Annotated in this window: 21 protein-coding genes; 6 read left to right on the top strand and 15 right to left on the bottom strand. The window is 73.1% G+C overall.

Annotation, left to right across the window (positions count from 1 at the left end):
* Positions 1-390: 390 nt before the first annotated feature.
* Entirely contained in the window at positions 391-1,398 is a 1,008-nt protein-coding gene (locus ACGF5T_RS09505; protein ID WP_361013586.1) for a stage II sporulation protein M, read from the bottom strand.
* 126 nt (positions 1,399-1,524) lie between these two features.
* On the opposite strand from ACGF5T_RS09505, the gene ACGF5T_RS09500 reads away from it, so the two are divergent.
* Complete coding sequence (locus ACGF5T_RS09500) at positions 1,525-2,493, top strand: RDD family protein (protein ID WP_366766750.1); 969 nt, start codon at positions 1,525-1,527, stop codon at positions 2,491-2,493.
* A 49-nt stretch (positions 2,494-2,542) separates the two neighbouring features.
* On the opposite strand, the gene ACGF5T_RS09495 is transcribed toward ACGF5T_RS09500, so the two are convergent.
* The 9 genes from ACGF5T_RS09495 to ACGF5T_RS09455 form a co-directional block, all read right to left on the bottom strand.
* Positions 2,543-3,157 (bottom strand): hypothetical protein, encoded by a 615-nt coding sequence (locus tag ACGF5T_RS09495; protein ID WP_356608728.1) that lies wholly within the window; start codon positions 3,155-3,157, stop codon positions 2,543-2,545.
* A gap of 155 nt (positions 3,158-3,312) precedes the next feature.
* Positions 3,313-4,770, bottom strand: a complete 1,458-nt coding sequence (gene ahcY, locus ACGF5T_RS09490) for an adenosylhomocysteinase (RefSeq protein WP_366766751.1) — start codon at positions 4,768-4,770, stop codon at positions 3,313-3,315.
* Positions 4,771-5,110: 340 nt separating this feature from the next.
* Complete coding sequence (locus tag ACGF5T_RS09485; RefSeq protein WP_356608732.1) at positions 5,111-6,091, bottom strand: cation diffusion facilitator family transporter; 981 nt, start codon at positions 6,089-6,091, stop codon at positions 5,111-5,113.
* Between the two features lie 153 nt (positions 6,092-6,244).
* Positions 6,245-7,396 carry a mannose-6-phosphate isomerase, class I gene (gene manA, locus ACGF5T_RS09480; protein ID WP_366766752.1) on the bottom strand — a complete coding sequence of 384 codons (1,152 nt, stop codon included), beginning with the start codon at positions 7,394-7,396 and terminating at the stop codon, positions 6,245-6,247.
* Between the two features lie 76 nt (positions 7,397-7,472).
* Entirely contained in the window at positions 7,473-8,600 is a 1,128-nt protein-coding gene (locus tag ACGF5T_RS09475) for an SIS domain-containing protein (RefSeq protein WP_366766753.1), read from the bottom strand.
* Between the two features lie 81 nt (positions 8,601-8,681).
* Positions 8,682-8,852 (bottom strand): Trm112 family protein, encoded by a 171-nt coding sequence (locus ACGF5T_RS09470; RefSeq protein WP_356608738.1) that lies wholly within the window; start codon positions 8,850-8,852, stop codon positions 8,682-8,684.
* Positions 8,853-9,074: 222 nt separating this feature from the next.
* Positions 9,075-10,439, bottom strand: a complete 1,365-nt coding sequence (locus tag ACGF5T_RS09465) for a phosphomannomutase/phosphoglucomutase (protein ID WP_366766754.1) — start codon at positions 10,437-10,439, stop codon at positions 9,075-9,077.
* 89 nt (positions 10,440-10,528) lie between these two features.
* Complete coding sequence (locus ACGF5T_RS09460; RefSeq protein WP_366766755.1) at positions 10,529-12,145, bottom strand: L-lactate permease; 1,617 nt, start codon at positions 12,143-12,145, stop codon at positions 10,529-10,531.
* Between the two features lie 205 nt (positions 12,146-12,350).
* A complete protein-coding gene (locus tag ACGF5T_RS09455; RefSeq protein WP_356608744.1) occupies positions 12,351-12,773 on the bottom strand; it encodes a DUF3499 domain-containing protein in 423 nt (140 codons plus the stop codon).
* 294 nt (positions 12,774-13,067) lie between these two features.
* Between ACGF5T_RS09455 and ACGF5T_RS09450 the strand changes: the two genes are divergently transcribed.
* Positions 13,068-13,523 carry a metallopeptidase family protein gene (locus ACGF5T_RS09450; protein WP_356609088.1) on the top strand — a complete coding sequence of 152 codons (456 nt, stop codon included), beginning with the start codon at positions 13,068-13,070 and terminating at the stop codon, positions 13,521-13,523.
* A 52-nt stretch (positions 13,524-13,575) separates the two neighbouring features.
* Here ACGF5T_RS09450 and ACGF5T_RS09445 read toward each other — a convergent pair whose 3' ends face one another.
* The 3 genes from ACGF5T_RS09445 to ACGF5T_RS09435 form a co-directional block, all read right to left on the bottom strand.
* On the bottom strand, positions 13,576-15,081 hold the full coding sequence (locus ACGF5T_RS09445) for a DUF5719 family protein (RefSeq protein ID WP_366766756.1): 1,506 nt from the start codon (positions 15,079-15,081) through the stop codon (positions 13,576-13,578).
* Positions 15,078-18,839 carry a glycosyltransferase family 2 protein gene (locus ACGF5T_RS09440; protein WP_366766757.1) on the bottom strand — a complete coding sequence of 1,254 codons (3,762 nt, stop codon included), beginning with the start codon at positions 18,837-18,839 and terminating at the stop codon, positions 15,078-15,080. Before ACGF5T_RS09440 ends, ACGF5T_RS09445 begins: the two co-directional genes overlap by 4 nt.
* Before the next feature lie 217 nt (positions 18,840-19,056).
* Complete coding sequence (locus tag ACGF5T_RS09435; protein ID WP_003975777.1) at positions 19,057-19,320, bottom strand: WhiB family transcriptional regulator; 264 nt, start codon at positions 19,318-19,320, stop codon at positions 19,057-19,059.
* Positions 19,321-20,008: 688 nt separating this feature from the next.
* On the opposite strand from ACGF5T_RS09435, the gene ACGF5T_RS09430 reads away from it, so the two are divergent.
* The 4 genes from ACGF5T_RS09430 to ACGF5T_RS09415 all read left to right on the top strand — a co-directional run bounded on the left by ACGF5T_RS09430 (position 20,009) and on the right by ACGF5T_RS09415 (position 23,945).
* Positions 20,009-20,527 carry a cysteine dioxygenase family protein gene (locus tag ACGF5T_RS09430; protein WP_356608750.1) on the top strand — a complete coding sequence of 173 codons (519 nt, stop codon included), beginning with the start codon at positions 20,009-20,011 and terminating at the stop codon, positions 20,525-20,527.
* Positions 20,528-20,560: 33 nt separating this feature from the next.
* Positions 20,561-21,520 carry a 2-phospho-L-lactate transferase gene (gene cofD / locus ACGF5T_RS09425; RefSeq protein WP_356608752.1) on the top strand — a complete coding sequence of 320 codons (960 nt, stop codon included), beginning with the start codon at positions 20,561-20,563 and terminating at the stop codon, positions 21,518-21,520.
* On the top strand, positions 21,517-22,860 hold the full coding sequence (locus ACGF5T_RS09420) for a coenzyme F420-0:L-glutamate ligase (protein WP_366766758.1): 1,344 nt from the start codon (positions 21,517-21,519) through the stop codon (positions 22,858-22,860). Before cofD ends, ACGF5T_RS09420 begins: the two co-directional genes overlap by 4 nt.
* A gap of 74 nt (positions 22,861-22,934) precedes the next feature.
* Positions 22,935-23,945 (top strand): DNA-3-methyladenine glycosylase 2 family protein, encoded by a 1,011-nt coding sequence (locus ACGF5T_RS09415; protein ID WP_356608756.1) that lies wholly within the window; start codon positions 22,935-22,937, stop codon positions 23,943-23,945.
* A 127-nt stretch (positions 23,946-24,072) separates the two neighbouring features.
* On the opposite strand, the gene ACGF5T_RS09410 is transcribed toward ACGF5T_RS09415, so the two are convergent.
* A complete protein-coding gene (locus ACGF5T_RS09410; protein WP_361013627.1) occupies positions 24,073-25,155 on the bottom strand; it encodes an NDP-sugar synthase in 1,083 nt (360 codons plus the stop codon).
* 106 nt (positions 25,156-25,261) lie between these two features.
* Positions 25,262-26,671, bottom strand: a complete 1,410-nt coding sequence (locus tag ACGF5T_RS09405) for a peptidoglycan recognition protein (RefSeq protein WP_366766759.1) — start codon at positions 26,669-26,671, stop codon at positions 25,262-25,264.

The following is a 26,671-nucleotide window of genomic DNA, read 5'->3' as shown; positions in this document are numbered from 1 at the left end:
AACGGACGCTTCCTTTGTACTCACCCGAGAGACTCTCTCAGGCTTTCCTCCGGGCGCTTCCCTTCGGTCTTGCGTTTCCGACTCTATCAGATCTTCCCGACCCGATTTCCTCGGTGCTTTCCAGGTTCCCGCTTTCGCGTTTCCCTTTCCGGCGGTTCCGACTTTATCAGACGTTCCGGGCCGGTCTGACCGGCCGTTCTTTCTGATTAATCGGGAGAGTGCTTCGTCGAATTCAATGATTCGGGAGGAAGCAGATAGGTTCTCAACGTTGCCCTCTGGGGTGAACCCATCTCCAGGCAACTGTTTGAATCTACCTCCCCGCTCGCTCCGTGTCAACGGCTCTTGCGGGAACGAAGAGGACACTAGCAGCTCGACGGGGGCCGATGCACATCAGGCGGCCGTCGGCACGGTGGCGCTGCGTTCGGAGGCCTCGACGTCGCCCGTGTCACCGGCACGCGCGGCGCGTCCGCCCAGGACGTACACGTAGGCGAGGAAGGCCAGCTCCGCGACGACCCCGATGGTGATGCGTGCCCAGGTGGGCAGGCCGGAAGGGGTGACGAAGCCTTCGATCGCACCCGAGACGAAGAGGACCAGGGCGAGGCCGATCGCCATGCCGATGGCGGCTCGGCCTTCTTCGGCGAGGGCCGTGCGTCGGGTGCGTGGGCCAGGGTCGATGACGGTCCAGCCCAGCCGCAGACCGGTACCGGCGGCCACGAAGACGGCGGTCAGTTCGAGCAGGCCGTGAGGGAGGACGAGGCCGAGGAAGGTGTCGAGGCGGCCGGCCGACGACATCAGGCCGAAGCCGACTCCCAGGTTGAGCATGTTCTGGAACAGGATCCAGATGACGGGCAGCCCCAGGAAGACCCCGAGGATCAGGCAGAGCGCGGCCGCCCACGCGTTGTTCGTCCAGACCTGAGCGGCGAAGGAGGCCGCGGGGTTGCTGGAGTAGTACGTCTCGTACTGGCCGCCGGGGCGGGTCAGCTCGCGCAGTTCGCCGGGCGCCGCGATCGTGGACTGCACCTCCGGGTGGGTGCCGATCCACCAGCCCAGGAGCGCCGCGACAGCGGTCGACAGAAGGGCTGTGGGGACCCACCAGTGGCGGGCCCGGTAGACGGCGGCCGGGAACTGCCGGACCAGGAAACGGGTGACGTCGCGCCAGGAGGCCCTGCGGGTGCCCGTCACGACACTGCGCGCGCGGGCCACCAACTGGCTGAGCCTCCCGGTCAGCTGCGGGTCCGGCGCGCTGGACTGGATGAGGGAGAGGTGGGTGGCCGTGCGTTGGTACAGGACGACGAGTTCGTCCGTCTCGGCGCCGGTCAGTCGGCGTCGGCGTCGGAGCAGCGCGTCGAGGCGGTCCCACTCCGCGCGGTGGGCGGAGACGAAGACGTCGAGGTCCATCGGTGTGCCTGCTCCTCGGCTATCGTCAGCGGCTCGTCGTGGATCAGCTTGTCGTACTGCGGCGCGGTGTGTCCTCAGCTTGGCAGACTGGCGGGGACGGGGGCGGTGAGGGGAAGGGCGGCAGGCGTGAGTGACCTGGTGACGGGTGAGGCGGTGGCGCTGGAGCTGCGTCCCGCGAGGCTGCCCAGCAGGGCGCTGGCCGTCCTGCTCGATCTGGCCGTGGCCGTGGCCGTCTACGTGGCGGTGACCGTCGCCCTGGTGGCGTCCACCGCCTCCTTGGACGTGGCGGCGCAGACCGCGCTGTCGATCGCGGCCTTCGTCCTCGTCCTGGTGGGCGGTCCGATAGCGGTGGAGACGCTCAGCCATGGGCGCTCGCTCGGGAAGATGGCCTGCGGTCTGCGGGTGGTACGGGACGACGGCGGGCCGGTCCGGTTCCGGCACTCTCTGGTGCGGGGCCTGATCGGGGTGATCGAGATCCTGATGACGTTCGGCGTCGTCGCCTGTATCGCCTCGCTGGTCTCGGCGCGGGGGCGGAGGCTCGGCGACGTGTTCGCGGGGACCCTGGTCGTGCGGGAGCGGGTACCCGTCGCGCCGGCGGGCTTCATGCCGCCGCCCCCGCCCTGGCTGGCCGGTCGGTTCGCCGAGCTGGACCTGTCGGCGGTGCCGGACGATCTGTGGCTCGCCGTCCGTCAGTGCCTGACACGGATGGGGCAGCTGGACCCCCGGGTCGGCTGGACCATGGCGGAACGGCTCGCCTCCGATGTGGCGGCTCGTACGGGGGCGCCGGCGCCACACGGGGTCCCGCCGGCCGCTTATCTGGCGGCGGTGGTGCAGGAGCGGCAGGTCCGGGAGGCGCGGCGGGCTTTCGGGGCGGCGCGAGGGGATGGAGGGCCCGCGGTGACGGCGCCTGCGGCCTCTCCTCCGTACGTTTCCCCGGCGGCACCGCCGGCGCCGTGGGCGGCGCCCTCCGCGGTGCCGCCGGCTGGTCCTCCCGCGGTGCCGCCGGCTGGACCCGTGCGGGCAGGCGGGCCCGAGGTGACGCGGGAGAGGCCGTCGGACGGCCGTTCCGGCACCGGGTTCGTGCCCCCGGCGTAGGCGGAGCGGGTGGCGCCGGAGTGTCCACGCGGGACTCGTCGCCGGACGCTCACGGGAACACGGACGGCGGTGACTCCAGGTCCTCCAACTCGACGCCGGGGGCCGCGAGGACGACGTCGCCGGCGAGGTGCACGGCGTGCTGTTCGCCGGTGTCCAGGGCTGTGACCTGGTACGCGTCCACGGTCAGAGGGCCGTTGTCAGTGGCGTGTGTTTCTCTGTCCAGCAAGGCCCAGGACTGGTCCACGGTGCGGGGGGCGAGGACCGGGTCCGTGAGGGCCAGGAGGCGGACACGGGTGGCCGACCCGGAGGGGGTGAGGCGCAGGAGGCGGGCGATGGCGACGAGGAAGGCCGGGGACGAGCCGGTGAAGGCGTGGGCGCGCACATTGCCTTCGGTGGCGTGGACTCCGGTGGGGTCGGTACGGACCCAGGTGACGCCGTCGATGGCCGCGCCCCGCACCTGCCAGCTCGCGGCGTGGAGTTCGAGGCGGATCGGGCGGCCGAGTTCGTCGAGAGCGAGGTCGACGGAGCCCTGGTGATTCCCGGCGGGCGTGGTCAGCCGGGAGACATAGCGCCAGCCGGAGGGGCCGGGGGCGCACTGGAAGTGTTCTTCTCCGAGGGGGGTGTGGTCGTGCGGATCGTGGAGCGAATACCGGCCGCGGGGCATGGAGGTCCTGGGTGGTGACGGGCTGCTGGTCCGGCCGCTGAGGCGCCGACGGGACAGGCCCCCGGCACGGGGGTGCGGGGGCCTGTCTCGAAGGAGCCGGCAGTCGGCGGGTGCGTGTCGGTGCACGACGCGTACCCGCCCACTGCGCCGCGGGCTCAGTAGCGGTAGTGGTCCGCCTTGTACGGGCCCTCGACCTTGACGCCGATGTAATCGGCCTGCTCCTGGCGGAGCGTGGTCAGCTTGACGCCGAGGGCGTCGAGGTGGAGGCGGGCGACCTTCTCGTCCAGGTGCTTGGGCAGCACGTACACGTCGGTCGGGTACTCGTCGGGCTTGGTGAACAGCTCGATCTGGGCCAGGGTCTGGTCCGCGAAGGAGTTGGACATCACGAACGACGGGTGGCCGGTGGCGTTGCCCAGGTTCAGCAGACGGCCCTCGGACAGCACGATGAGGACCTTGCCGTCGGGGAAGGTCCAGGTGTGGACCTGCGGCTTGACCTCGTCCTTGACGATGCCGGGGATCTTGGCGAGGCCGGCCATGTCGATCTCGTTGTCGAAGTGGCCGATGTTGCCGATGATCGCCTGGTGCTTCATCTTGGCCATGTCCGCGGCCATGATGATGTCCTTGTTGCCCGTCGTCGTGACGAAGATGTCGGCCTTGTCGACGACCTCGTCCAGCGTCGTGACCTGGTAGCCGTCCATCGCCGCCTGGAGGGCGCAGATCGGGTCGATCTCGGTGATGATCACGCGGGCGCCCTGGCCGCGCAGCGACTCCGCGCAGCCCTTGCCCACGTCGCCGTAGCCGCAGACGACCGCGGTCTTGCCGCCGATGAGGACGTCCGTGGCGCGGTTGATGCCGTCGATCAGGGAGTGGCGGCAGCCGTACTTGTTGTCGAACTTCGACTTCGTCACCGCGTCGTTGACGTTGATCGCCGGGAACAGCAGGGTGCCGTCGCGGTGCATCTCGTACAGGCGGTGGACGCCGGTCGTCGTCTCCTCGGTCACGCCGCGGATCTCCGACGCCAGCTGGGTCCACTTCTGGGAGCCGTCGGTGATGGTGCGGTTGAGGAGTTCGAGGATGACGCGGTGCTCGTCGTTCTCGGCGGTGTCGACGGACGGGATCTTGCCGTCCTTCTCGTACTCGACGCCCTTGTGGACGAGGAGGGTGGCGTCACCGCCGTCGTCCAGGATCATGTTGGGGCCGCCGGTGGGGGTGTTCGGCCAGGTCAGGGCCTGCTCCGTGCACCACCAGTACTCCTCCAGCGTCTCGCCCTTCCAGGCGAAGACCGGGACGCCCTGCGGGTCGTCCGGCGTTCCGTTCGGGCCGACGGCGATGGCGGCCGCGGCGTGGTCCTGGGTGGAGAAGATGTTGCAGGAGGCCCAGCGGACCTCGGCGCCCAGGGCGACCAGGGTCTCGATGAGCACGGCGGTCTGCACGGTCATGTGCAGGGAGCCGGTGACGCGGGCGCCGGCGAGCGGCTGGGCCTCGGCGTACTCCTTGCGGATCGCCATGAGGCCGGGCATCTCGTGCTCGGCGAGGGTGATCTCCTTGCGGCCGAACTCGGCCAGGGAGAGGTCGGCGACCTTGAAGTCCTGTCGGTTGTCGACAGTCGTCATTGCGAGCTGCTCCTCGGTGTTGGGGCGAGGTGGGTACGGCTGACCTGCGCGACGGCGGACACAGGGGTGCCCAGGGGAGGACACAGGCATGCCCGCGTACGCGCAGCGCAGTCCGTCGGAGGCCCTCTCTCCCTCGGCCGGTCCGATTGGCGGACCGCCCGACCGCCATCAGCAGCGACGTCTGGCTCCGTCCCAAGCTACACCGGTGGTGCCGCCCGTCCCCAGTCCGCCTCCGAACACTTCCGGACGTATCCGGGGGGTCAGGGGTGTGGTGAGGGGGGAAGCCGACGGGGCCCGCCGAGTGGTTCGGCGGGCCCCGGGCGGTGCGGGTGCGGGGGTGTCAGTGGGCCGCGGGGGGCGCACTCGGGCCGCCGGGAGCGGCTTCGCGGTCGGCGCCCTTGGCGGCTTCGGTCTCGCTGTAGATGTCCGGCTCCAGGTAGATGACGCGGGCGATCGGGACGGCCTCGCGGATGCGGGCCTCGGCCGCGTCGATGGCGGAGGCGATCTCGGTGGCCGTGCCGTCGTGGCGGACGGAGATCTTGGCGGCGACGAGCAGTTCCTCGGGGCCGATGTGGAGGGTGCGCATGTGGATGATGCCGGTGACCGTGTCGCCGGCGACGATCGCGCCCTCGATCTGCTGGACGGCTTCGATGCCAGCGGCCTCGCCGAGCAGCAGGGACTTGGTCTCGGCGGCCAGGACCAGCGCGATCAGGATGAGCAGTACGCCGATGCAGAGGGTGCCGATGCCGTCCCAGACGCCGTCGCCGGTGAGCAGGGCCATGCCGACACCGCCGAGGGCGAGGATCAGGCCGACGAGGGCGCCGAGGTCCTCCAGGAGGACGACCGGCAGCTCCGGGGCCTTGGCGTGGCGGACGAACTCCTTCCAGGACTTCTTCCCGCGCAGGGTGTTGGACTCCTTGATGGCGGTCCGGAAGGAGAACGTCTCGGCGATGATCGCGAAGACCAGGACGCCCACCGGCCAGTACCAGTGCTCGATCTCGTGCGGGTGCTTGATCTTCTCGTAGCCCTCGTACAGGGCGAACATGCCGCCGACGGAGAAGAGCACGATGGAGACGAGGAACGCGTAGATGTAACGCTCGCGGCCGTAGCCGAAGGGGTGTTGGGGGGTGGCGGCGCGCTGGGCACGCTTGCCGCCGAGGAGCAGGAGTCCCTGGTTGCCGGAGTCGGCGAGGGAGTGCACGGACTCGGCGAGCATCGACGACGATCCACTGAAGAGGAACGCCACGAATTTCGCTACCGCGATCGAGAGGTTGGCGACCAGTGCCGCCACGATCGCCTTGGTTCCGCCTGACGCGCTCATGTGTCGCGTTGTCCCTTCGCCTTCGTCTGCGTCCGTACGCCGGTGGGGGCTCGGCCGGTCGCGGCTCTGCCCCTCCTGTGCGGTGCGCCATTGTTGCAGCCCGCGCGGGCCCCGAAGTGCCGGATGCCCCGTCGTTCCCCCGTCAGACGTGTGTCAGACGAGGACGGTGGCGCGGAAGAGGGTGCCTGTTCCGGACACTTCGGCCTTTTCTCCCGCGGCGACGAAAACGGACTGCCCGGGGGTGAGTTCGTGTTCGCCCACGCGCACGGTACCCGCGGTGCAGAGCAGGATCTGCGGGGTGTCCCGGGTGAGTCGGCGGGTGCCGGAGCCCTCGGGGAGGACCCAGCGGGACAGGCGGAACTCGTCGATCGGGGTCTCGTAGACCTCTTCGCCGTCGGGGGACGCCTCGGGGCGCAGAATGCCGGGGTCGCCGGCCTCGAAGCGGACGATGCGCAGGAGTTCGGGGACGTCGACGTGCTTGGGGGTGAGGCCGCAGCGCAGGACGTTGTCGGAGTTGGCCATGATCTCGACCCCGAGGCCGTCGAGGTAGGCGTGCGGGATTCCGGCGCCGAGGTAGAGGGCCTCGCCGGGCTGGAGCCGGACGTGGTTGAGGAGCAGGGCGGCGAGGACGCCAGGGTCGCCCGGGTAGTGGTGGGCGATGTCGGCGTAGGGCGCGTAGGCGCCGCCGAGGCGGTCGCAGGCGGCCGCGGTCTCGGTGACCGTGCGGCTCATGTCCTCGGGGTCCGCGGTGAGGATCGCGGTGAGGACCTCGCGCAGGGCGGCGTCCTCGGGGTGCGCGCGCAGCAGGTCGACGTAGGGCTTGAGGGAGGCGATGCCGAGGCCGTCGAGCAGGTCGGCCGTCTCGGTGGGGGCGCGGAAGCCGCAGAGGCCGTCGAACTCGGTGAGGGCGCAGATCAGTTCGGGCTTGTGATTGGCGTCCTTGTAGTTGCGGTGCGGGGCGTCCAGGGGGACGCCTCGGCGCTCCTCGTCCGCGTAGCCGGCCTTGGCCTGCGCGAGGTCGGGGTGGACCTGGAGGGAGAGCGGGGCGCCGGCGGCGAGGAGTTTGAGGAGGAAGGGCAGCCGGGGGCCGAACCTGGCCACGGAGGCGGCGCCCAGTTCCTTCTCGGGGTCGGCGTCGACGACCTCGGCGAGGGTGCCCCGGCCGGTGCGGGAGGGGGCGCCGGGGTGGGCTCCCATCCACATCTCCGCCTGCGGCTGCCCGGTCGGCTCGGTGCCGAGGAGGGCGGGGATCGCGGTGGTGGAGCCCCAGGCGTAGGGGCGGACGGTGTTGTCGAGGCGGTCCATGGGCTCTCTCTGCCGGTGCGTGTCCAGGGCGTGTCTGGTGCGTACGAAGAAGAGGTACGCGAGGGTGCGTACGAGATCAGGCGCCCGAGGCGAGCGCCAGGTAAACGGCGGCGAAATCCGTGACGGCGATCAGTTCGGCGAGGGTCTCCAGCTCGTCGCCCAGTCCCGGCTCCAGCTCGCTGATCGGCGTGTCGTGGCCGAGGGCCAGGTCACGCGCGCCCGGGGCGGCGGAGAGGCCGCCGATGGGGCGGTCGCGCAGCAGCACCACGCGCGCGTGCAGGGCGGGGGCCTCCTCGACGCGGTCGCGGAAGAAGTCGTCGGGGTCGGCACCGGCGGCGAGCCGGCCGGCGAGCAGGGCGTGGTGCGCGTCGAGCGCCTCGGGGAGTTCCGCGACGACGGCCGGCGTGCCGGAGAGTTCGGCGAGCGCGGCGGCGAAGCGGCGGCCCGCCGGTCCGGCCGAGGTGCCCTCGGTCCATACGACGGGGAGGGATTCGGCCAGCTCGGCCGCCAGGGTCTTGGCGGGGTTGCTGTAGGTCACGACGGCGGGCCCGCAGCGCTCGGCGACGCGGTCGAGGCGGTCGGCGACCTTCTCGATGGCGTCGGGCGGCGCTTCGAGCAGGCCGGTGCGGTCCAGCAGCGCGAGGAGTGGGGTGAGCAGCGCCCACAGGACGCCGGGGGCGGCGCCGGCGAGGGGTTCGTCGTGGTCGTAGGGGGCGGTCGCCATCGGGATGAACAGGCCGTGCGAGCCGTTCACCGCATCGCTGAGGGGGGTCCGGGCGGGGGCGACGGCGACGACCGTGCAGCCCCTGCGGTAGGCCTGTTCGGCGAGCAGGGCGAGGCCCGGCTCGGTGCCGTCGGGCGTGGCGATCAGCAGGAGGTCGACGGAGCCGGCCCAGCCGGGCAGTTCCCAGTGCAGGGCACCCGCGGCGGGGGCGACGCCGGTGGGAGCGAGGCGGGTGACCGGGCTGCCGGCGCCGGCGAGGGTGCCGAGGAGGTCGGCGGCGTGGGTGGCCGCGGCGCCCGGACCGGCGATCAGGACGGCGCGGGGGCGGCCGTCGGGCCGGAGGTCGCCGACGCCGGCCTCGGCGGCGTGCCGGGCGGCGGTGCGTACGCGGGCGCCGGCCTCGGCGGCACCGCGGAGCAGGCCGCGGCGGTCGGCTTCGGTGAGGCGCTCCGGGGCGTCCAGGAGCGATTCGTCGAGCATGGCGGCAGTCTCCGATCGCCGGGGCGTACGTTCGGTTGCGCGGGCGCCTGACCGGCGTCTGTTCGGGGCGGCGGGCCTCGTCTATGCGGGGCGGCGGGCCTCGTCGACGAGGAGGACGGGGATGCCGTCGCGGACCGGGTAGGCCAGGCCGCAGTCCTGGCCGGTGCAGATCAGCTCCGCGTCCCGCTCCTGGAGGGGGGCGTGGCAGGCCGGGCAGGCGAGGATCTCCAGGAGGCCGGCTTCGAGCGGCATGGGGGTTCCCTTCGGGGCGGTGGGGCTTGTGCGGATGTGCTGGTCAGGGTACCGCCGGTGGGGGCGTGGTGGGGGTCGGCGGTGAGGGCGCCGTCCGCCGCAGCCCCGCCTGGGGGCTCCGCCCCCTGGACCCCCGGCCTATGCCCATTCGCCACCCGAAACGTGCGCTGACGGGTGGACCAAGGACAAAGGCCCGCGGAGCGACCCTCTCCCCATCCGACCTCAGCCCCTGATGATCGCCAGGGCCTCGTCCCTGACCCTCGCCATCGTCGCCTCGTCGCGGGCCTCGGCGTTGAGGCGCAGCAGGGGCTCCGTGTTGGACGGGCGGACGTTGAACCACCAGTCGGCCGCGGTGACGGTCAGGCCGTCCAGTTCGTCGAGGGTGACGCCGTCGCGGCCCTCGTAGGCGGCCCTGATCGCGGCGAGGCGGTCCGCCTGGTCGGCGACGGTGGAGTTGATCTCGCCGGAGCCCGCGTAGCGGTCGTACTCGGCGACGAGGGCGGACAGCGGACCCTGCTGGCCTCCGAGCGCGGCGAGGACGTGGAGGGCGGCCAGCATGCCGGTGTCGGCGTTCCAGAAGTCGCGGAAGTAGTAGTGCGCGGAGTGCTCGCCGCCGAAGATGGCCCCGGTCCTGGCCATCTCGGCCTTGATGAAGGAGTGGCCCACGCGCGTGCGTTCCGGTGTGCCGCCGTGTTCCGCCACGACCTCCGGGACGGACCAGGAGGTGATCAGGTTGTGGATGACGGTGCCCTTGCCGCCGTTGCGGGCCAGCTCCCGGGCGGCGACGAGGGCGGTGACCGCGGAGGGGGAGACCGGGTCGCCGTCCTGGTCGACGACGAAGCAGCGGTCGGCGTCGCCGTCGAAGGCGAGGCCGAGGTCGGCGCCTTCCTCGCGGACGCGCTTCTGCAGGTCGACGAGGTTGGCCGGGTCGAGCGGGTTGGCCTCGTGGTTGGGGAAGGTGCCGTCCAGCTCGAAGTACATCGGCACCAGGTCGAGGGGCAGGCCGGCGAAGACCGAGGGGACGGTGTGGCCGCCCATGCCGTTGCCCGCGTCGACGACGACCTTCAGCGGGCGGATGGCGGTCAGGTCGACCAGGGAACGCAGGTGTGCGGCGTAGTCGGCGAGCGTGTCGCGCCGGGTGACGGTGCCCGGCCGCGGTGCCGGCTCCGGGGCGCCGGAGGTGCTCCAGCCCTCGACCAGGGCGCGGATCTCGGCGAGGCCGGTGTCCTGGCCGACGGGGGCGGCGCCCGCGCGGCAGAGCTTGATGCCGTTGTACCGGGCCGGGTTGTGCGAAGCGGTGAACATGGCGCCCGGCAGGTCCAGCGCGCCGGAGGCGTAGTACAGCTGGTCGGTGGAGCACAGGCCGATCAGGGTGACGTCGGCGCCCTTGGCCGCGGCCCCGCGCGCGAAGGCACCGGAGAGGCCCGGGGAGGACGGCCGCATGTCATGGCCGACCACGACGGCGCGCGCGCCGGTCAGCTCGACGAAGGCCGCGCCGAACAGCTCGGCCAGCGTCTCGTCCCACTGGTCCGGGACGACACCGCGCACGTCGTACGCCTTCACGATCTGCGACAGATCAGCAGCCACGGCCAGCCTTTCCTCAAGTCCTGTCGGAGCCCACAAACTACCCGTAACCACGGAGCGGGCGCCGGGCGGTTCCCGAAGGCCAGGGCGGGTCAGGGCAGCATCCAGCCCAGGACCGGTGTGGACTGCCCGACCACGATCAGGCACATGACGAGGAGCAGGCCGAGGCTCCAGGGCAGCACCTTGCGCAGCAGGTCGCCCTCGCGGCCGGCGAGTCCGACGGCCGCGCAGGCGATGGTGAGGTTCTGCGGGGAGATCATCTTGCCGAGGACGCCACCCGAGCTGTTGGCGGCGGCGAGCAGTTCGGGTGACAGCCCCGACTCCCGTGCGGCGGTCACCTGGAGGGCGCCGAAGAGCGCGTTGGCGGAGGTGTCGGAACCCGAGACGGCGACGCCGAACCAGCCGAGCACCGGCGAGAGGAACGCCAGCCCGGCGCCGGCCGCCGCGACGAAGTGGCCGATGGTGGCGGCCTGCCCGGAGAGGTTCATGACGTAGGCGAGGGCCAGTACGGAGGTGACGGTGAGGAGGGCGAACCGCAGCTCGTGCACGGTCGCGAGCCACTCCTTGAGCGCCACGCGCGCGTGCACACCGAGGACGACGGCACTGGCCAGGCCGGCGAGCAGGACGAGGGTGCCGCCGGTGGAGACGATCGGCCAGGAGAAGACGTTGCCGGCGACCGGGTTCCCCGCGGGGTCGGCCACGTCCAGGAAGGGCCAGTCGTACGTCCGGGTCGCCCGCGCCAGCCAGTCCTTGACCGCCGGGATCTGCGCGACGGAGAAGACGGCGACGATCAGGGCGTAGGGCGCGTAGGCGCGCAGGACCTCCCGGCGGGGGTCGTCCTCGTCCAGTTCCTCGCTCCTCGCGCCGGTCAGCACGGCCGCGCGGACGGGCTCGGCGGCGGGCCGGCGGGCCTGCTCCACGGCGACCAGGGCACCGGCGCCGAGGAGGGCGGCGGCGATGTCGGCGAGCTGGGCGGAGAAGTAGTTGGAGGCGACGAACTGGGCGACGGCGAAGGCGACTCCGCAGGCCATCGCGGGTACCCAGGTCTCACGCAGGCCGCGGCGTCCGTCGACCAGGGCGACCAGCAGCAGGGGGACGACGAGGGCCAGCAGGGGGGTCTGACGGCCCACCACGGAGGCGACGTCGTCCAGGGGCAGGCCAGTGACCTGGGCCAGCGTCACCACGGGGGTGCCCATCGCGCCGAAGGCGACCGGCGCGGTGTTCGCCACCAGCGCCACGACCGCCGCGCGCACCGGGTCGAAACCGAGCGCCACGAGCATGACCGAGCAGATCGCGACGGGCGCGCCGAACCCGGCGAGGGCCTCCAGCAGGGCGCCGAAGCAGAAGGCGACGACCAGGGCCTGGATGCGGGGGTCGTCGGAGAGCCGTCCGAAGGAGCGGCGCAGGATGTCGAAGTGCCGGGTGCGGACGGTCATCCGGTAGACCCACAGGGCGTTCACGACGATCCACAGGATGGGGAAGATACCGAACGCGGCTCCCTGGGCGGCGCTGGAGGCAGTCTGGCCCAGCGGCATGCCGTACGCCAGCCAGGCGACGAGCACGGCCACCAGGAGGCCGGTGAGGCCCGCCAGGTGGGCCTTCATGCGGACGCCGCCCAGCAGGACGAGGACGATCAGCAGGGGCAGGGCCGCCACCAGGGCGGACAGGCCGAGGGAACCGGCGACGGGTTCCAGTTCCTGGACGTACACGGGCGCCTCCCCGGATTCCGCTATGTGAAAGCGGTTTCTCGTGACATCCGGAATGGTCGTGTCCGCGACAAGACGACGTCAATGGGTGTGCGGCAACGGGTGTGTTCGCAGGGGGCCGAAGATGCGGGAGTGGCCGAGATGCAAAAGTGGCCGAAGGCGCAGGAGGAGCCGAAGGCGCAGGAGGAGCCGAAGGCGCAGCAGTGGCTCAGTTGTCCGGCGAGCGCAGGACGCGCAGGTGGCCGCGGCGCGCGACCTCCATCGGATCGGCCGTCCGCGGACCGCGGCCGGCCTCGGCCGTCCGCTCTGGAGGGCGGGCCGCCTCGCGCACCGCGTTGGCGAGCGCTTCCAGGTCGTCACCGCTGGGGCGGGCCGGGGCCGAACCATCGAGCAGGCGGACGACCTCCCAGCCGCGCGGGGCGGTGAGGCGCTCGGAGTGCTCGGCGCACAGGTCGTAGCAGTGGGGTTCGGCGTAGGTGGCGAGCGGGCCGAGGACCGCGGTCGAGTCGGCGTAGACGTACGTCAGCGTCGCGACGGCGGGACGGCCGCAGGCGGTGCGCGAACAGCGACGTACAGGGCTCACGATGTTGGACGGTACCGCACTCTTGAGCGGGCCGCGACGACTCCCCACCAGGTCACACCACCGTGTCGTGGTGTGAAACGCCCCACACGACACTCCGGGCGCACCGCTGTGACCTGCACGGACGTTGGTTCGCCGGGGGTTCGGCCGCCGCGGGGTCGGTCGCGAACCGCTACGAACAGCGACATATGCCTTGAGGTCACCGGTCGCGGAGAGATGCGGAATCGAGCCCAACCTTGGCTGGAACGGTCATCGGGCGACACGTCCTGCCAGGCACCGCGGCGCGGGCCGGTGCGCGTGTGCGGTCCGGCGCGCGGACCCGGCGGGGACTACCCTTCAGCGGTGATGGACAACCCCGTGACGCCCCGTGAGACCGGCCGCCCAGGGCCCCGCCGCCGTGACCGCCACGGCCGGGGCATGCGGGGCCCGATCGCACCTCCGCAGGTACCGCTGGCCGCGAGCCGCGGCGAGGTCTTCGCGGACCTGGTGCAGGACTCCGTGGAGCGCCTGGAGCGGCGCTGGCCGCAGCTCGCCGACATCGACTTCCTGGTGCTGGAGGTGCCGCGGCTGGACGGCGCCGCCGACCAGCCGTGGAACGACGAGGCGGTGCCCCTGGGGACCGCCGAGCCCTCGCGGGACGGACGTCGGGGACGGGTGGTCGTGTACCGGCGGCCGGTCGAGATCCGGACGAAGGGGCGGGACGAGCGGGCGGCGCTCGTGCACGAGGTGGTGGTCGAGCAGGTCGCGGAGTTGCTCGGGCTGACGCCGGAGACGGTGGACCCGCGGTACGGGGAGGACTGAGCGGGCGGTCGCGGCCCCCCGGGAGCCGCGGGCCCGCCGCTCGCGCGGCCCGCTACCTCTGCAGCACCGCCAGGTCCTCGTCCGCGTTCGGTACGGCGACCGTCCCCCGGTCGTCGGGGAGGGTCTGCACGGTGAAGGACGCGACGTCGTCGTCCTGCCCGGTCAGTGTGCGGGACCCGTACACCGGGCCGCCCGAGACCGTCTCGACGGTCAGCGCGTAGGTGCCCTCCAGACCCGCCGGGACCGGAGCCTCGACGTCCTGGGTCGTGCCGCCCTTGATCGTGTACGTCCTGGTCGCCGTCGTGCCGCCCTCGGTGCCCGCCGACGCCGTGACCTTGACCTTCGCCGCCCGGCCGGGAGCGGTCAGGGACAGCGTCGTGCTCTTGGCGCGGTTGTCCGCCGACGTCGCGCGCGCCCCGACCGGGTGGGCGGCGGGGATGAATGCGGACTCCTGCTCCGCGCCCTCGCCCCGCACGACCCGGACCGCGGCCACGACCGGCACCGACCGGCCCGTCGGCGTCAGCATCAGCGACCCGGCCTCGCCGCGCGTGACCTCTCCGAGGTCGATGCCCGTCGTCATGCCGGACTTCACGTGCACCGTCTCGTTCCCGGCGGGCGTGATCGGTCCGGTCGGTGAGGCCAGCCGCACCTTCAGGTCGGCGTCGGTGCCACCGGGCGTGAACAGCACCAGGCGTACGGCGGTGGCGTCGTCGGGGATGCCCGGCAGCACCAGCTCGCCGGCCGGGTCCGCGGCCGCGGTCAGCCAGTCACCGCCGGTCTTGTCGGACAGCGCCTGCACCGCGGCACCGACCCGTCCGCTGCGCACCGTGACGTGCACGGTGACGTCGGGCTCCTTCACGTCGGTGAGCGTGGACAGCAGCAGCGCCTCACTGGCGTGCGGCGCCACGGTGACGCCGTCCGCCACCGTGGTCTTCAAGGCGCCGTCCTTGCCGTACAGCTCGATGTCGACGACGGCCGCGGAGTCGTCGGGGTTGGTCAGGTGCACGTAGTCGGTGCGGTCGGCGGCCGTGGCCGCTCCCGGGAACCAGAACTCCGTGTCCGGCGCGGCGCAGTCGACGCCCTGGAGTCCCCGGCCGGTGCCCGCGGCGACCTCCGTGGTCTGCTGCACGGTCCAGCCGGGGGCGTGGCTCCCCGTCGCGGTCCCGATCAGCGCGGGCGTCTCGGCCCCGGAGGTCTTCCCGGCGACCGGCACACCGGGCGCCCCCGGCTGCACGACGGGCTTCTCGGGCTTCTCCCCGCCCTCGGCCTCCCCGCCCTCCGCGTCTCCGGACGCCGCGCCCGCGGCCGCCGTCGTGAGGGCGGCCTCGCCCTTCTTGTCGGCGCCCTTCACGACGGGCGTGAAGGAGGTGTACGCCGTCTCGGCGAGGTCCGAGGTGCTGGGCGCCGGGCAGGACAGGGTGGTGCGCTCTACGGGGAGCCGGGCGGCGGGCTCGGCGGTGTCCGCACCGGTGGCGTCCGGGGTGGACACCGCCGCGAACCCGGTGACGGCCGCGAGCGCCGCCGTGCCGGCGATCAGGGACAGGGTGGTGCGCTTCACTGCTGGCTCCCGTCGGGACGCTCACTGCCGGTGCCGTGCGGGTCGTGGGCCTGCGAGGGGTCGTAGGGCGTGTCGTATCCGCCCTGGCCGTACCCCTGGCCGTAGGCGGGGTCGTACGGCCCGGCCTGGGACGGGTCGGACGGATCGCCGTAGGCGTACGGGTCGTACGGCCCCGCTTCGTACTGGCCGCCCTGGCCGCCCTGGTAGGCGTCCCCCTGGTACGGGTCGCCCTGGTACGGCTGCTGCTGTGCGTAGGCGGCCGGGTCGTAGGCGGGCGCGCTCCGGTACTGATCGCCGCCGTACGGGTCGTAGGAGCCGTGGGCGGCGTCGGTGTACTCGGGCGTGTCCCACGCGCCGTACGCCGGTTGCTGCGGGACCGCCGCGGGGGTCCCGGGGGGCGGGGCGCCCTCCGGGGAGATGTCCTGCCCGGCCACCGGTTCGGCGGCCGCGCCGGCCTCGGCCTCGGCCTCCGCCTCTGCCTGCGCCCGCAGTCGCCGGGCGCGGCGGCCCTCGCCCTCGACGGCCTCGGCGGCGACGACTTGCTCCTCGGGCAGGTCGTCGTCGACGTCGCGGCGCCTGCCGGGCAGGGCGAGGACGACCAGGACCACGGCGAGCAGGCCCTGGGCCCAGAGCCAGACGGTGTGGGTGAACGGGGCGTCGTAGGTGACGGCCAGCTTTCCGCCGGCGGCGGGGAGTTCGAAGCCCTGCGCCCAGCCGTCGACGGTGGTGCGGGTGAGCGGTGTGCCGTCCAGGGTCGCCGTCCAGCCCTCGGCGGCGGTGTCGGCGAGGCGCAGCACGCGTCCGTCGGCGCCGGACGGGATCTCGGTGTGGATCTCGACGGGACCGGCCGCCACGGGTTGCGGCGCCTCGGCGTCCGCCCCCTCGCCGGTGACGATCGTCGCGCGCGCGACCTCCTGGTCCACGCGCCACAGGCCGCTGCCGTCCTGCTGGCTGAGCCGGTTGAGGCCGGGCGTGGCGTCCAGGACGCGGGTGACCTCGCGGGGCGCGCCCTTGTGCACGAGGACGTAGCGCACGGCGAAGCCGCCGAGCTGGTCGGCCTGGTCGGCGCCGGAACCGGCGACGAGGTTGGCGACGACCTTGTCGAGTCCGTCGTTCCCGCCGTCCCCGGCGGCCAGTTCGCCGTCGCCGAGGCGTGCGCCGGAGCCGCGCACCAGCGTGTAGCTCACGTGGGTGGCGGAGTCGCTGTCGAGGACGAGGGTGCGGGCCTGGTCGTGGGTGCGGCTCTCCTCGGCGACGAACGCGGGCACCTGGACGGGGTCGCGCCGCTCCACCGGTCCGTCGGCGCCGCCGATCATCCAGCCGGTGGCGGCGATCAGCGGTCCGACGGCCGAGGCGAGGGCGATCAGGGCGGCGACCGGCTGGCGCCAGCCGAAGCTCTGCTCGGCCACGCGCGAGCGTGCCCCGTCGGCGCCGAGGGCCGCCGCGGAGAGCAGGGCGATGCCGTAGACGAGGGTGGCGGGTCCGGCCCAGACGGAGCGGTTGGAGAGGACCGCGAAGACCAGGGCGACCAGGGCGACGGCCCAGGCCGCGCGGATGCCCGACTGCCGCTCCGAGCGCAGCAGGGCGGCCAGCGCGGCGAGCACGATGCCGATGAGGACCAGCCCGCCGACCGTGCCGGGGCCGCCGGGGCTCGCCCCGAGCAGGTCGAGGGCGGAGGCGGCCGAGGCGCCGTACTCCAGGCCGGCCTCGTCGAGGAAGCCGAACGGGAGCAGCGACAGCGACCAGGGGGCGAGGAGCAGCAGCGGGGTGCCGAGCTGGGCGAGGAAGCGCGGCCCGTACGCCGTGAGGTCGCCGCGGCGCAGCACCAGGACGCCGACGCCGAGGAGCAGCGCGACGGGCCACACGACGGGCGTGAAGGCGGTGGTGATCGTCAGCAGCAGCGCGTACGCCCAGGTGGCCCGCCAGCTGCCGCGGGCCCCCGTGGAGTGGGAGAGGCCGGCCGCCGCGACGCCCGCGCGCGCGATGAGCGGCAGCAGCACGGCGAGGACGGCGGTGCCGACGCGGCCGCCGGCCAGGGCGCCGGTGACGGCGGGCAGGAAGGCGTAGGCGACGGCCGCCCACGCGCGCAGCAGCCGGGACATGACCAGCGGGCGGGACGCGAAGTACGCGGTGACGCCGGCCAGGGGCACCGAGCAGACCAGCAGCAGGGTGACGGCGAGGCCGGTGGAGCCCAGCAGCAGGGAGGCGAGCGCGGCGACGAGCGCGAGGTAGGGCGGTGCGGAGGCGGTGCCGCCGGTGCCCACCGTGTGCCAGGCGTCGGTGTAGCGCGACCACAGCTCGCCGGCGTCGGCCGGGGCGGGCAGCAGGGCGCCGCCCGCCAGCGCGCCGCTGCCGAACAGGGCGCGGCAGGCGACCAGGGAGACGAGCAGCAGCACCAGGAAGAGCAGCGGGCCCGGCTTGCGGGCGATGCGCTTGAGGCGGGCGAACTGCTCGATCTCCAGGAAGTCGGCGTCGTCGCCGCCGGGTCCGGACTCGATGCCGCCGCCGTGGCGTCCGGCGCCGGTGGCCGTCTCGGCGTCGGAGCTGCCGACGAGATTGCCCGCGACCTGTTCGACGGTGACCCGGACGGTCGCGCCGGGCGGCGGGAAGAGGGCGCGCAGTTCGTCCTTCTCGACCTGCGGGCGGCCGCGTTCCCTGCGTCCGGCGACGATGCGCTCGGGGCGCAGCAGGACGCTCAGCAGGCCCCGGATCTCGTCGAGTGCCTGTCCGGGCACCTTGCCGACGAGATAGGCGAGGGTGCGCAGCAGGGTGCCGACGACGATGCGCAGCAGTACCCAGGGCAGCACGGCCGTGCGGACGTTGACCAGGAGGGTGTGGACGGCGCCGGCCTTGTCCACCTTGTGCGGGGAGGCGGTGGTGCGGCCGGCGCAGTCGACGGCGCGGCGCTCGCGGGAGGCCGCCTCGGCGTGGCGGACGACCGCCTCGGGGGCGACGAGGACGCGGAGACCGGCGGCGTGCGCGCGCCAGCACAGGTCGACGTCGTCGCGCATCAGGGGCAGCCGGCGGTCGAATCCGCCGAGGCGCTCGAAGACGTCGCGCCGGATCAGCATGCCGGCGGTGGAGACGGACAGGACGGTCCGGACGTGGTCGTGCTGGCCCTGGTCCTGCTCACGGCGGTCCAGACCGGTCCAGCGGCGGCCGGAGTTGGCGATGGAGACGCCGACCTCCAGCAGTTGCCTGCGGTCGTACCAGCCGCGGAGCTTGGGGCCCACGACGGCGACGTCGTCGCGGCCGAGCTCGTACTCGGTGTCCACGACGCGCAGCAGCTGGGCGAGGGCGTCGGGTTCGGGTGCGCAGTCGTCGTGCAGCAGCCACAGCCACTGCACCGGCTCTCCGTGGGGAAGCTCCGGCAGGTCGTAGGCGTCGTCGCGCCAGGTGCGGGTGACGGGGTCCCAGCCGCTGGGCCGCCTCAGGTACGCCAGGTCGTCCGGGGTGAGGACGGGGGCGGTGCGGGCGGCCTCCTCGACGGCCTGGCCGAAGCCGGTGCGCCGGGCGAGGTGGAGCACCCGGTCGTCGCCGAGGGCCTCGGTGACCAGCCGGGCGGAGTCGTCGGCGCTGCCGGTGTCGGCGGCGACCGCGTACTGGACGGGGCGCTCCTGGCCGAGCAGCCCGGCGAGCGCGTCGGGCAGCCAGCGGGCTCCGTCGTGGGCGACGAGGACCGCGGTCACCACGTGACGCGGGAACTCAGGTGTGGCAGCGAGGTCTTGCTGGGCTGCCGTGTGGCTGTGCACGGACATCGAGGTACGGGCCCCGGTTCGGTGGACTGCGGTGGACGCCCGTGCCTGTCGGGAGTGGCGGGGCGTCTCGGACGAGCGCCCACACTATCGGCTGGGCAGGACCACGGCCCGCCGCCTGTGGACAACCCACCCGTGACGGGCCGTTACCGCGCTCTCCACCGCTGTGCGCGTGTGCCCGTACAGGTAATGGTCGCCGCACCGTCCGTCGGACGGCGGGTCAGACGGCGGCCTTCTTCAGCCGGCGGCGTTCCCGCTCGGACAGGCCGCCCCAGATGCCGAAGCGCTCGTCGTTGGCGAGGGCGTACTCGAGGCACTCGGAGCGGACCTCGCAGGCGAGGCAGACCTTCTTGGCCTCCCGGGTGGAGCCGCCCTTCTCGGGGAAGAAGGACTCGGGGTCGGTCTGGGCGCACAGTGCGCGCTCCTGCCAGCCGAGTTCCTCGTCCGCGTCGTCGACCAGCAGTTGCTGCACCAGCTCGGTCATGTGCGCCCCTCGTCTGTCTTTCGCGTCCCCGTGATCCAGCCGTTATCGATTCCGGCTGAACGACACGAGTGAAATTACAAGTGTGCTGCTACGGGCGAGTCAAGCCGAGATCTGCTATTGGGTCCCTTATTCACTCTGCGGAACCAAGGCCATGCGGAAAGTGTTCAAATCGCCTTAAACCTTGACATACCAATGAGGCCCACAGGGGCACCGATCCCGCGCAGAGCCTGCGCCAGGAAGGACGCTCCGGTGTTCGATCCCGTTCCGATACACACGCCGAAGCGAACCTGATCACAGTCGGATCACGGAGTCGCAACGGGGGTTGTGCGCCCGGCTTGTGCGCCATGTGTCCCGGAAGCCCCCTGAGCAAACCTTTCACCTTTCAGATGAACCGGATGAGGTGAAGCATGTCCCACATAACGGTCATCGAGTTGACAGTGCCGGTGTGAACCGCTGTCCTTGTGGGCATGCTCGCGAACTTGGCGCTCACCTCGACCCGCACCGCCGGGTCCCACGGTGCTGCGCGCGCTCGCTGTAGCTGTTGTTGCCGTTCCGGTTGTTGAGCCCACCGCGCTCCGGCCGTCCTCGGGTCCACGCGACCCGGCTGGCTGTCCCCCCTCGCCCCACCAGGGCCGTTCTTCGCCGTCTCCGCCTCCCCCGCACTCTTCTGCCGAGGAACCACCGACCCATGAACAGCGACAGCGACCTCCAGATCGCCGGCGACATCCTCGAAGTCCCCCACCTCCTCCAGGCCCCGCGCGAGCACCCGTCGACGGTCGCCGAGTTCGTCGGCCTGGCCCGCTCCATCGCCGCCGACCGCTCCGCGTGGGAGCACCTGGTCCGGTACGACGCGACGACCCGCTGGTACCACCGGCTGCGCACCGGCCCCGGCTACGAGGTGTGGCTGCTGTCCTGGGTGCCGGGGCAGGGCAGCGGGCGCCACGACCACGGCCTGTCCTCCGGCGTGCTGACCGTCCTGGACGGCACGCTGACCGAGCGCACCCGGCGCGGCACGCGCGCGCTGGAGCCGGGGGCGCAGCGGGTCTTCGCGCCGGGGTACGTGCACGAGGTGGGCAACGACGCGCTGGAGCCGGCGGTCAGTCTGCACGTCTACTACCCCGGGCTGACGGAGATGCCGATGCACGCCCCCCAGTGCTCGGCCGCCGTGCCGCGGGGCGCGGACGCCGGTGCCGTGACGACTGCCTGACGCGGTGTCGTACCCGCCTGCAAGACTGGGGCCATGCGCATTGTGGTTCTGGCAGGCGGCATCGGCGGTGCCCGGTTCCTGCGTGGTCTGAAGCAGGCCGCGCCGGACGCGGACATCACGGTCATCGGCAACACCGGGGACGACATCCACCTCTTCGGGCTGAAGGTCTGCCCGGACCTCGACACGGTGATGTACACGCTCGGCGGCGGTATCGACGAGGAGCAGGGCTGGGGGCGGGCCGACGAGACCTTCCACCTGAAGGAGGAACTCGCGGCGTACGGCGTCGGCCCCGAGTGGTTCGGGCTCGGCGACCGGGACTTCGCCACGCACATCGTGCGGACCCAGATGATCACCGCGGGCTTCCCGCTCAGCGAGGTGACGCAGGCGCTCTGCGACCGCTGGAAGCCCGGGGTGCGGCTCATCCCGATGAGCGACGACCGGGTGGAGACCCATGTCGCCGTCGAGCTGGACGGGGAGCGCAAGGCGGTCCACTTCCAGGAGTACTGGGTGCGGCTGCGCGCCTCGGTCCCGGCCGAGGCGGTCGTCCCGGTCGGCGCCGACCGGGCGAAGCCCGCGCCCGGCGTCCTGGAGGCCATCGCGGAGGCGGACGTCATCCTCTTCCCGCCGTCCAACCCGGTCGTCTCCATCGGCACGATCCTCGCCGTGCCCGGCATCCGGGAGGCGATCGCCGAGGCCGGGGTGCCGGTGATCGGCCTGTCCCCGATCGTCGGGGACGCGCCCGTGCGCGGGATGGCCGACAAGGTGCTCGCGGCGGTCGGCGTGGAGTCCACGGCGGCCGCGGTCGCCGAGCACTACGGCTCGGGGCTGCTCGACGGCTGGCTGGTCGACACGGTCGACGCGGAGTCCGTCACGCGCGTGAAGGCGGCCGGCATCCTCTGCCGCGCCGTCCCGCTGATGATGACCGACCTCGACGCGACGGCGCGGATGGCCAGGGAGGCGCTGACGCTGGCGGAGGAGGTGCGGGAGGCGTGAGCGGTGCCCTGCGAGCCGGTGCTCCCGGTGACTCCCCCGCCGACCGGGAGGGCTACCGGGTGTGGGCGGTCCCCGGTCTGCCGGAGGTGCAGCCGGGCGACGACCTGGCCAAGCTGATCGCGGCGGCCGAGCCCGGGCTGACCGACGGGGACGTGCTGCTCGTCACCTCGAAGATCGTGTCCAAGGCCGAGGGCAGGATCGTCCGGGCCGCCGACCGGGAGGCCGCGATCGACGCGGAGACCGTACGCGTGGTGGCCCGGCGCGGTGCCCTGCGCATCGTCGAGAACCGGCAGGGCCTGGTCATGGCGGCGGCCGGGGTCGACGCGTCCAACACGCCCGCCGGGACGGTGCTGCTGCTCCCCGAGGACCCGGACGCCTCCGCGCGCGGCATCCGCGCCGGTCTGCGCGACGTGCTGGGCGTGGACGTCGGCGTCGTCGTCACCGACACGTTCGGGCGGCCCTGGCGGGCCGGGCTCACCGACGTCGCGATCGGCGCCGCCGGGGTGCGGGTCCTCGACGACCTCCGCGGCGGCACGGACGCGCACGGCAACGCGCTCGGTGCCACCGTCGTCGCCACCGCCGACGAGCTCGCCGCCGCGGGCGACCTGGTCAAGGGCAAGACCGCGGGGCTGCCCGTCGCCGTCGTGCGCGGGCTGCCCCTGGTGGTCACCGGGGACGACGGCGAGGGCGCGCGGGCGATGGTGCGCGGCGCGCGCGACGACATGTTCCGGCTGGGCACGTCGGAGGCGGTACGGCAGGCGGTGACCCAGCGCCGTACGGTCCGGGCCTTCACCGACGAGCCGGTCGATCCCGGCTCCGTACGCCGGGCGGTGGCGGCGGCCGTGACCGCGCCGGCCCCGCACCACACGACGCCGTGGCGCTTCGTGCTGCTGGAGTCGCCGGAGTCCCGCACCCGTCTGCTGGACGCGATGCGGGACGCCTGGATCGCGGACCTGCGGCGGGACGGCAAGAGCGAGGAGTCGATCGCCAAGCGGATCCGGCGCGGGGACGTGCTCCGCAACGCGCCGTACCTGGTCGTCCCCTGCCTGGTGACGGACGGATCGCACACCTACGGGGACGCCCGGCGGGACGGCGCCGAGCGGGAGATGTTCGTGGTGGCCACCGGCGCCGGTGTGCAGAACCTGCTCGTCGCGCTGGCCGCGGAGCGGCTGGGCTCCGCATGGGTCTCCTCGACGATGTTCTGCCGGGACGTCGTGCGCGAGGTGCTGGAGCTGCCGGACGACTGGGACCCGATGGGCGCGGTGGCGGTCGGTCATCCGGCCGGGGAGCCGAAGGCGCGACCGGAGCGGACCGCGGAGGCGTTCATCGAGGTGCGGTGAGCTGTCCGGGCGAGCCTCTACCCTCGTAGGGTCTGCATCATCAGCACCCTCTCCCCGGCTCGAGGACCTCACCCGTGGCAGGACGCTTCGCCCCCCGGCCCACGCGCGCCACCGTGCGCGGTGGCGAGGCCGTCGTACCCGCGCCCGCGAACGGGGTGCCCCGGCAGCCCGGCGCGCCGGGCAGGACGAGGGTGTGGGTGCCGGACGGCCCGCTGGAGCTGGGGCTGGCGCTCGGTCCGCTGCGGCGCGGGCCGGGAGATCCGACGTTCCGCACGACGCCGGACGGATCGGTGTGGCGGGCCAGCCGCACGCCCGCCGGGCCCGGCACGCTGCGGGTCACCGCGCGCGGCGGCGAGGTGCGGGGCGAGGCCTGGGGGCCGGGGGCGGAGTGGCTGCTGGAGTGGCTGCCGCGGATGCTGGGCGCCGACGACGATCCGTCCGCGTTCGTGCCCCGGCACCGGCTGCTGGCGCTCACGGCGCATCGGCGGCCGGGGCTGCGGCTGACGCGGACCGGGCTGGTGCTGGAGTCGCTGATCCCGTCGGTCCTGGAGCAGAAGGTCACGACGCTGGAGGCGTACCAGGCGTGGCGGCTGCTCGTGCGCAGGTTCGGGGAGCCGGCGCCGGGGCCCGTGCCCGGGCGGATGTGTGTCATGCCGGCGGCGCGGACGTGGGCGCTGATCCCGTCCTGGGAGTGGCACCTGGCCGGGGTGGACGACAAGCGGGCCTCGACGATCCTGCGGGCGGTGCGGGTCGCCGCGCGGCTGGAGGAGGCGGCCGGGATGGAGCCGGCGGCGGCGCGGGAGCGGCTGGAGCTGGTGCCGGGGATCGGGCCGTGGACGTCGGCGGAGACGGTGCAGCGCAGTCACGGGGCGGCGGACGCCGTGACGGTCGGGGACCTGCATCTGCCCGGGATCGTGGGGTTCGCGTTGGCCGGGGACCGGGACGCGGACGATGCCGCCATGCTGAGGCTGCTGGAGCCGTATGCCGGGCAGCGGCACCGGGCGGCTCGGCTGGTGCTGCTGAGCGGGCGGGTGCCGCCGAGGCGGGCCCCGCGGATGGCCCCGCGGGGGATCGAGCGGTTCTGAGAGGGCTCGCCCCTCTGAGGGTGGGTGACACGTGCCGGCGCCGGCCGGGCGCCGCTGCGCCCACCCGTGCCGCCCCGGCGGCACGACTGCCCGCGGCTACGGCGGGCGGCACGGGTGGGTCGTGGGGTCAGGCGTCCGGGGAGAAGCGCAGGGAGGCCGGGGGGATGTGGGCGTCGCACCAGATGCGGGCGCCCGAGCGGAGTTCGTTGTCGGCGCCGATGACCGCGCCGTCGCCGATGACCGTGTCCGTCAGGACGGAGCGGGTGCCGACGCGGGCCCGGTTGCCGATCAGCGAGTCGGTGATGACGGCGCCCGGCTCGATGACCGCGCCCGGCAGGATCGTGCTGCCGAAGACCCGCGCCCCCTCCGCGACGAAGGCGCCCTCGCCGACCACCGTGCCGCCGGCCAGCTTGGCGTCGGGCGCGACGCGTGCCGTGGGCAGGACGAGACGGTCGCCGCACCGGCCCGGTATCGCCGGGGACGGGGCGCGGCCGAGGACCAGGTCCGCCGAGCCGCGTACGAAGGCCGCCGGAGTGCCCAGGTCGAGCCAGTACGTGGAGTCGACCAGGCCCTGGAGGTGCGCTCCGGTGGCCAGGAGGTCGGGGAAGGTCTCGCGTTCGACGGACACCGGGCGGCCCGCCGGGATCGTGTCGATGACCGAGCGGCGGAAGACGTACGCCCCCGCGTTGATCTGGTCGGTGACGATCTCCTCGGGCGTCTGCGGCTTCTCCAGGAAGGCGAGCACCCGGCCCGTGTCGTCCGTGGGGACCAGGCCGTACGCCCGCGGGTCGGTCACCTTCGTCAGGTGCAGGGAGACGTCCGCGCCCGTCGTCTCGTGGGTGCGGACCAGCGCGCCGATGTCCAGGCCCGTCAGGATGTCGCCGTTGAAGATCAGGACGGGGTCGTCCGGGCCCGAGTGGAGCCGGGAGGCCACGTTGCGGATCGCGCCGCCCGTGCCGAGCGGCTCCTCCTCCGTGACGTACTCGATGTGCAGGCCCAGGGCCGAGCCGTCGCCGAAGTACGGTTCGAAGACCTCGGCGAGGTAGCTCGTCGCGAGGACGATGTGCTCGACGCCCGCCGCCTTGGCCCGCGCCAGCTGATGCGTGAGGAACGGCACTCCCGCCGCCCTGACCATGGGCTTGGGGGTGTGCACCGTGAGCGGCCGCAGCCGCGTGCCCTTGCCGCCGACCAGGAGGATCGCTTCTGTCACCTGTCGTCTCTGCTTCCTGCCGGGACCGGCCGAACTGACTCTTTCGGCCGGCCAGTGTATGCAGACCGTTCCATGGCGCCTTCGGTGGTCGTGCGGTGTTCCGCCCTCAGCGGCCCTGGTACTTCGCCGCCGTCGAGCGGCTCGTGCCGAGTTTGGCGTAGAGCTTCTTGCCCGGACAGCTCGTGGCGAAGCCGTCGCGGTGACCGGAGATGACGTTCAGTCGTACGTTCTTACCTTTTCGGTAGAGATTCCCGCCACCGGACTTCAGGTAGGTCTTCCCGCGCGGATTCATGCCGTAGAGACCGAGCTTCCAGGCGGTGAGCTTGGCGATCGCCTTCACGGCGGCCGACGACGGCTTCTTGGAGCCGTAGGTGCCGAGGACGGCGATGCCCATGCTGTTGGAGTTGAACCCCATGGTGTGGGCACCCAGTACCGCCTTGGACACGCCACCGGCCCGTCCCTCGTAGATCTTTCCGCACTTGTCGACGAGGAAGTTGTAGCCGACGTCGCGCCAGCCCATGCTGTTGACGTGGTAGCGGTAGATACTGCGGATGACTGACGGCGCCTGCTTGCAGGTGTAGTTGTTGCCGGTGGCCGAGTGGTGCACGAAGGCCGCCTTGACCTTCTTCGTGTACACGAACTTCTTCTCTCGCAGGTTCTCGTTCGCGCCCCAGCCGCGGCGCGTGGTGATGCCGGGGCGGGGGCCGATGTACGGCTTGGCCCGCTGTTCCGTCGTCAGTGCGCCGGCGCCCGCGGAGAGCAGCGCGGCCTCGGTCTGGACGCGGTTCAGGGCCGGGATCTCGGTGGCGCCCAGCGGGGCGAGCCCCGCGTTGACGGCGGAGGCGGCGACCGCCTCGGCGGACTCCGCGGTCGTGACGGCGGTGCGGGGGCCGTCCTCCGCTCCCGGGGCCGCCGCGGGACCGGTGCCCGCGCCGGGGTCGACGAGTTCGAGGCGCATGCCGGCGGGGAGCGGGGAGGCGGCGAGCGGGGCCGGGCCGGCGGCCCTGGCCGTCGTGGTCGCGGCCCCCGGGTTCTCCGGGGTGCTCTCCGCCCGTACCCGCACCTCCACGCCGTCGGACTCGCCCACCCACAGCGGGGCGGTGGCACCGCGGACACGGCCCGAGGTGCTCTCGGCGCTGCCCGGGTCGGCGGCGTGGTCGGCGTTGTGGGTCTCCAGTTCCTGCCAGTCCGACCAGGTGCCGGTCGCGGTGGCGCGGGTACGGACCTGGACCTGTCCGTGCAGTTCCGTGGCCGGGTTGTCCCAGACGACACCGACCAGCGAGAAGTGCCGAACGTCCCGGCGGGGGACGCCCTGTTCGGCCGCACCGGGGGCGCGGTCGCGAGCGGTTGGGGTGAGGGGCAGCGACTGGGTGCTGCCGGGGACGGACGCCTCGGCGGGCACGACGGCACCGTTCGAGGGCCGGGCCGCGGAGGAGGCCGCCGCGGGCGGGGCGAGCGGGAGGGCCAGGGCCGCCGCGCACGTGACACCGATCGAGGAAGCAAGGAATCCACGCAT

This window comes from Streptomyces sp. NPDC047853, assembly GCF_043204535.1.
GTDB lineage: Bacteria > Actinomycetota > Actinomycetes > Streptomycetales > Streptomycetaceae > Streptomyces.
Note: the sequence above shows the minus strand (reverse complement) of the source record. Positions and strands in the feature narration are given on the sequence as shown.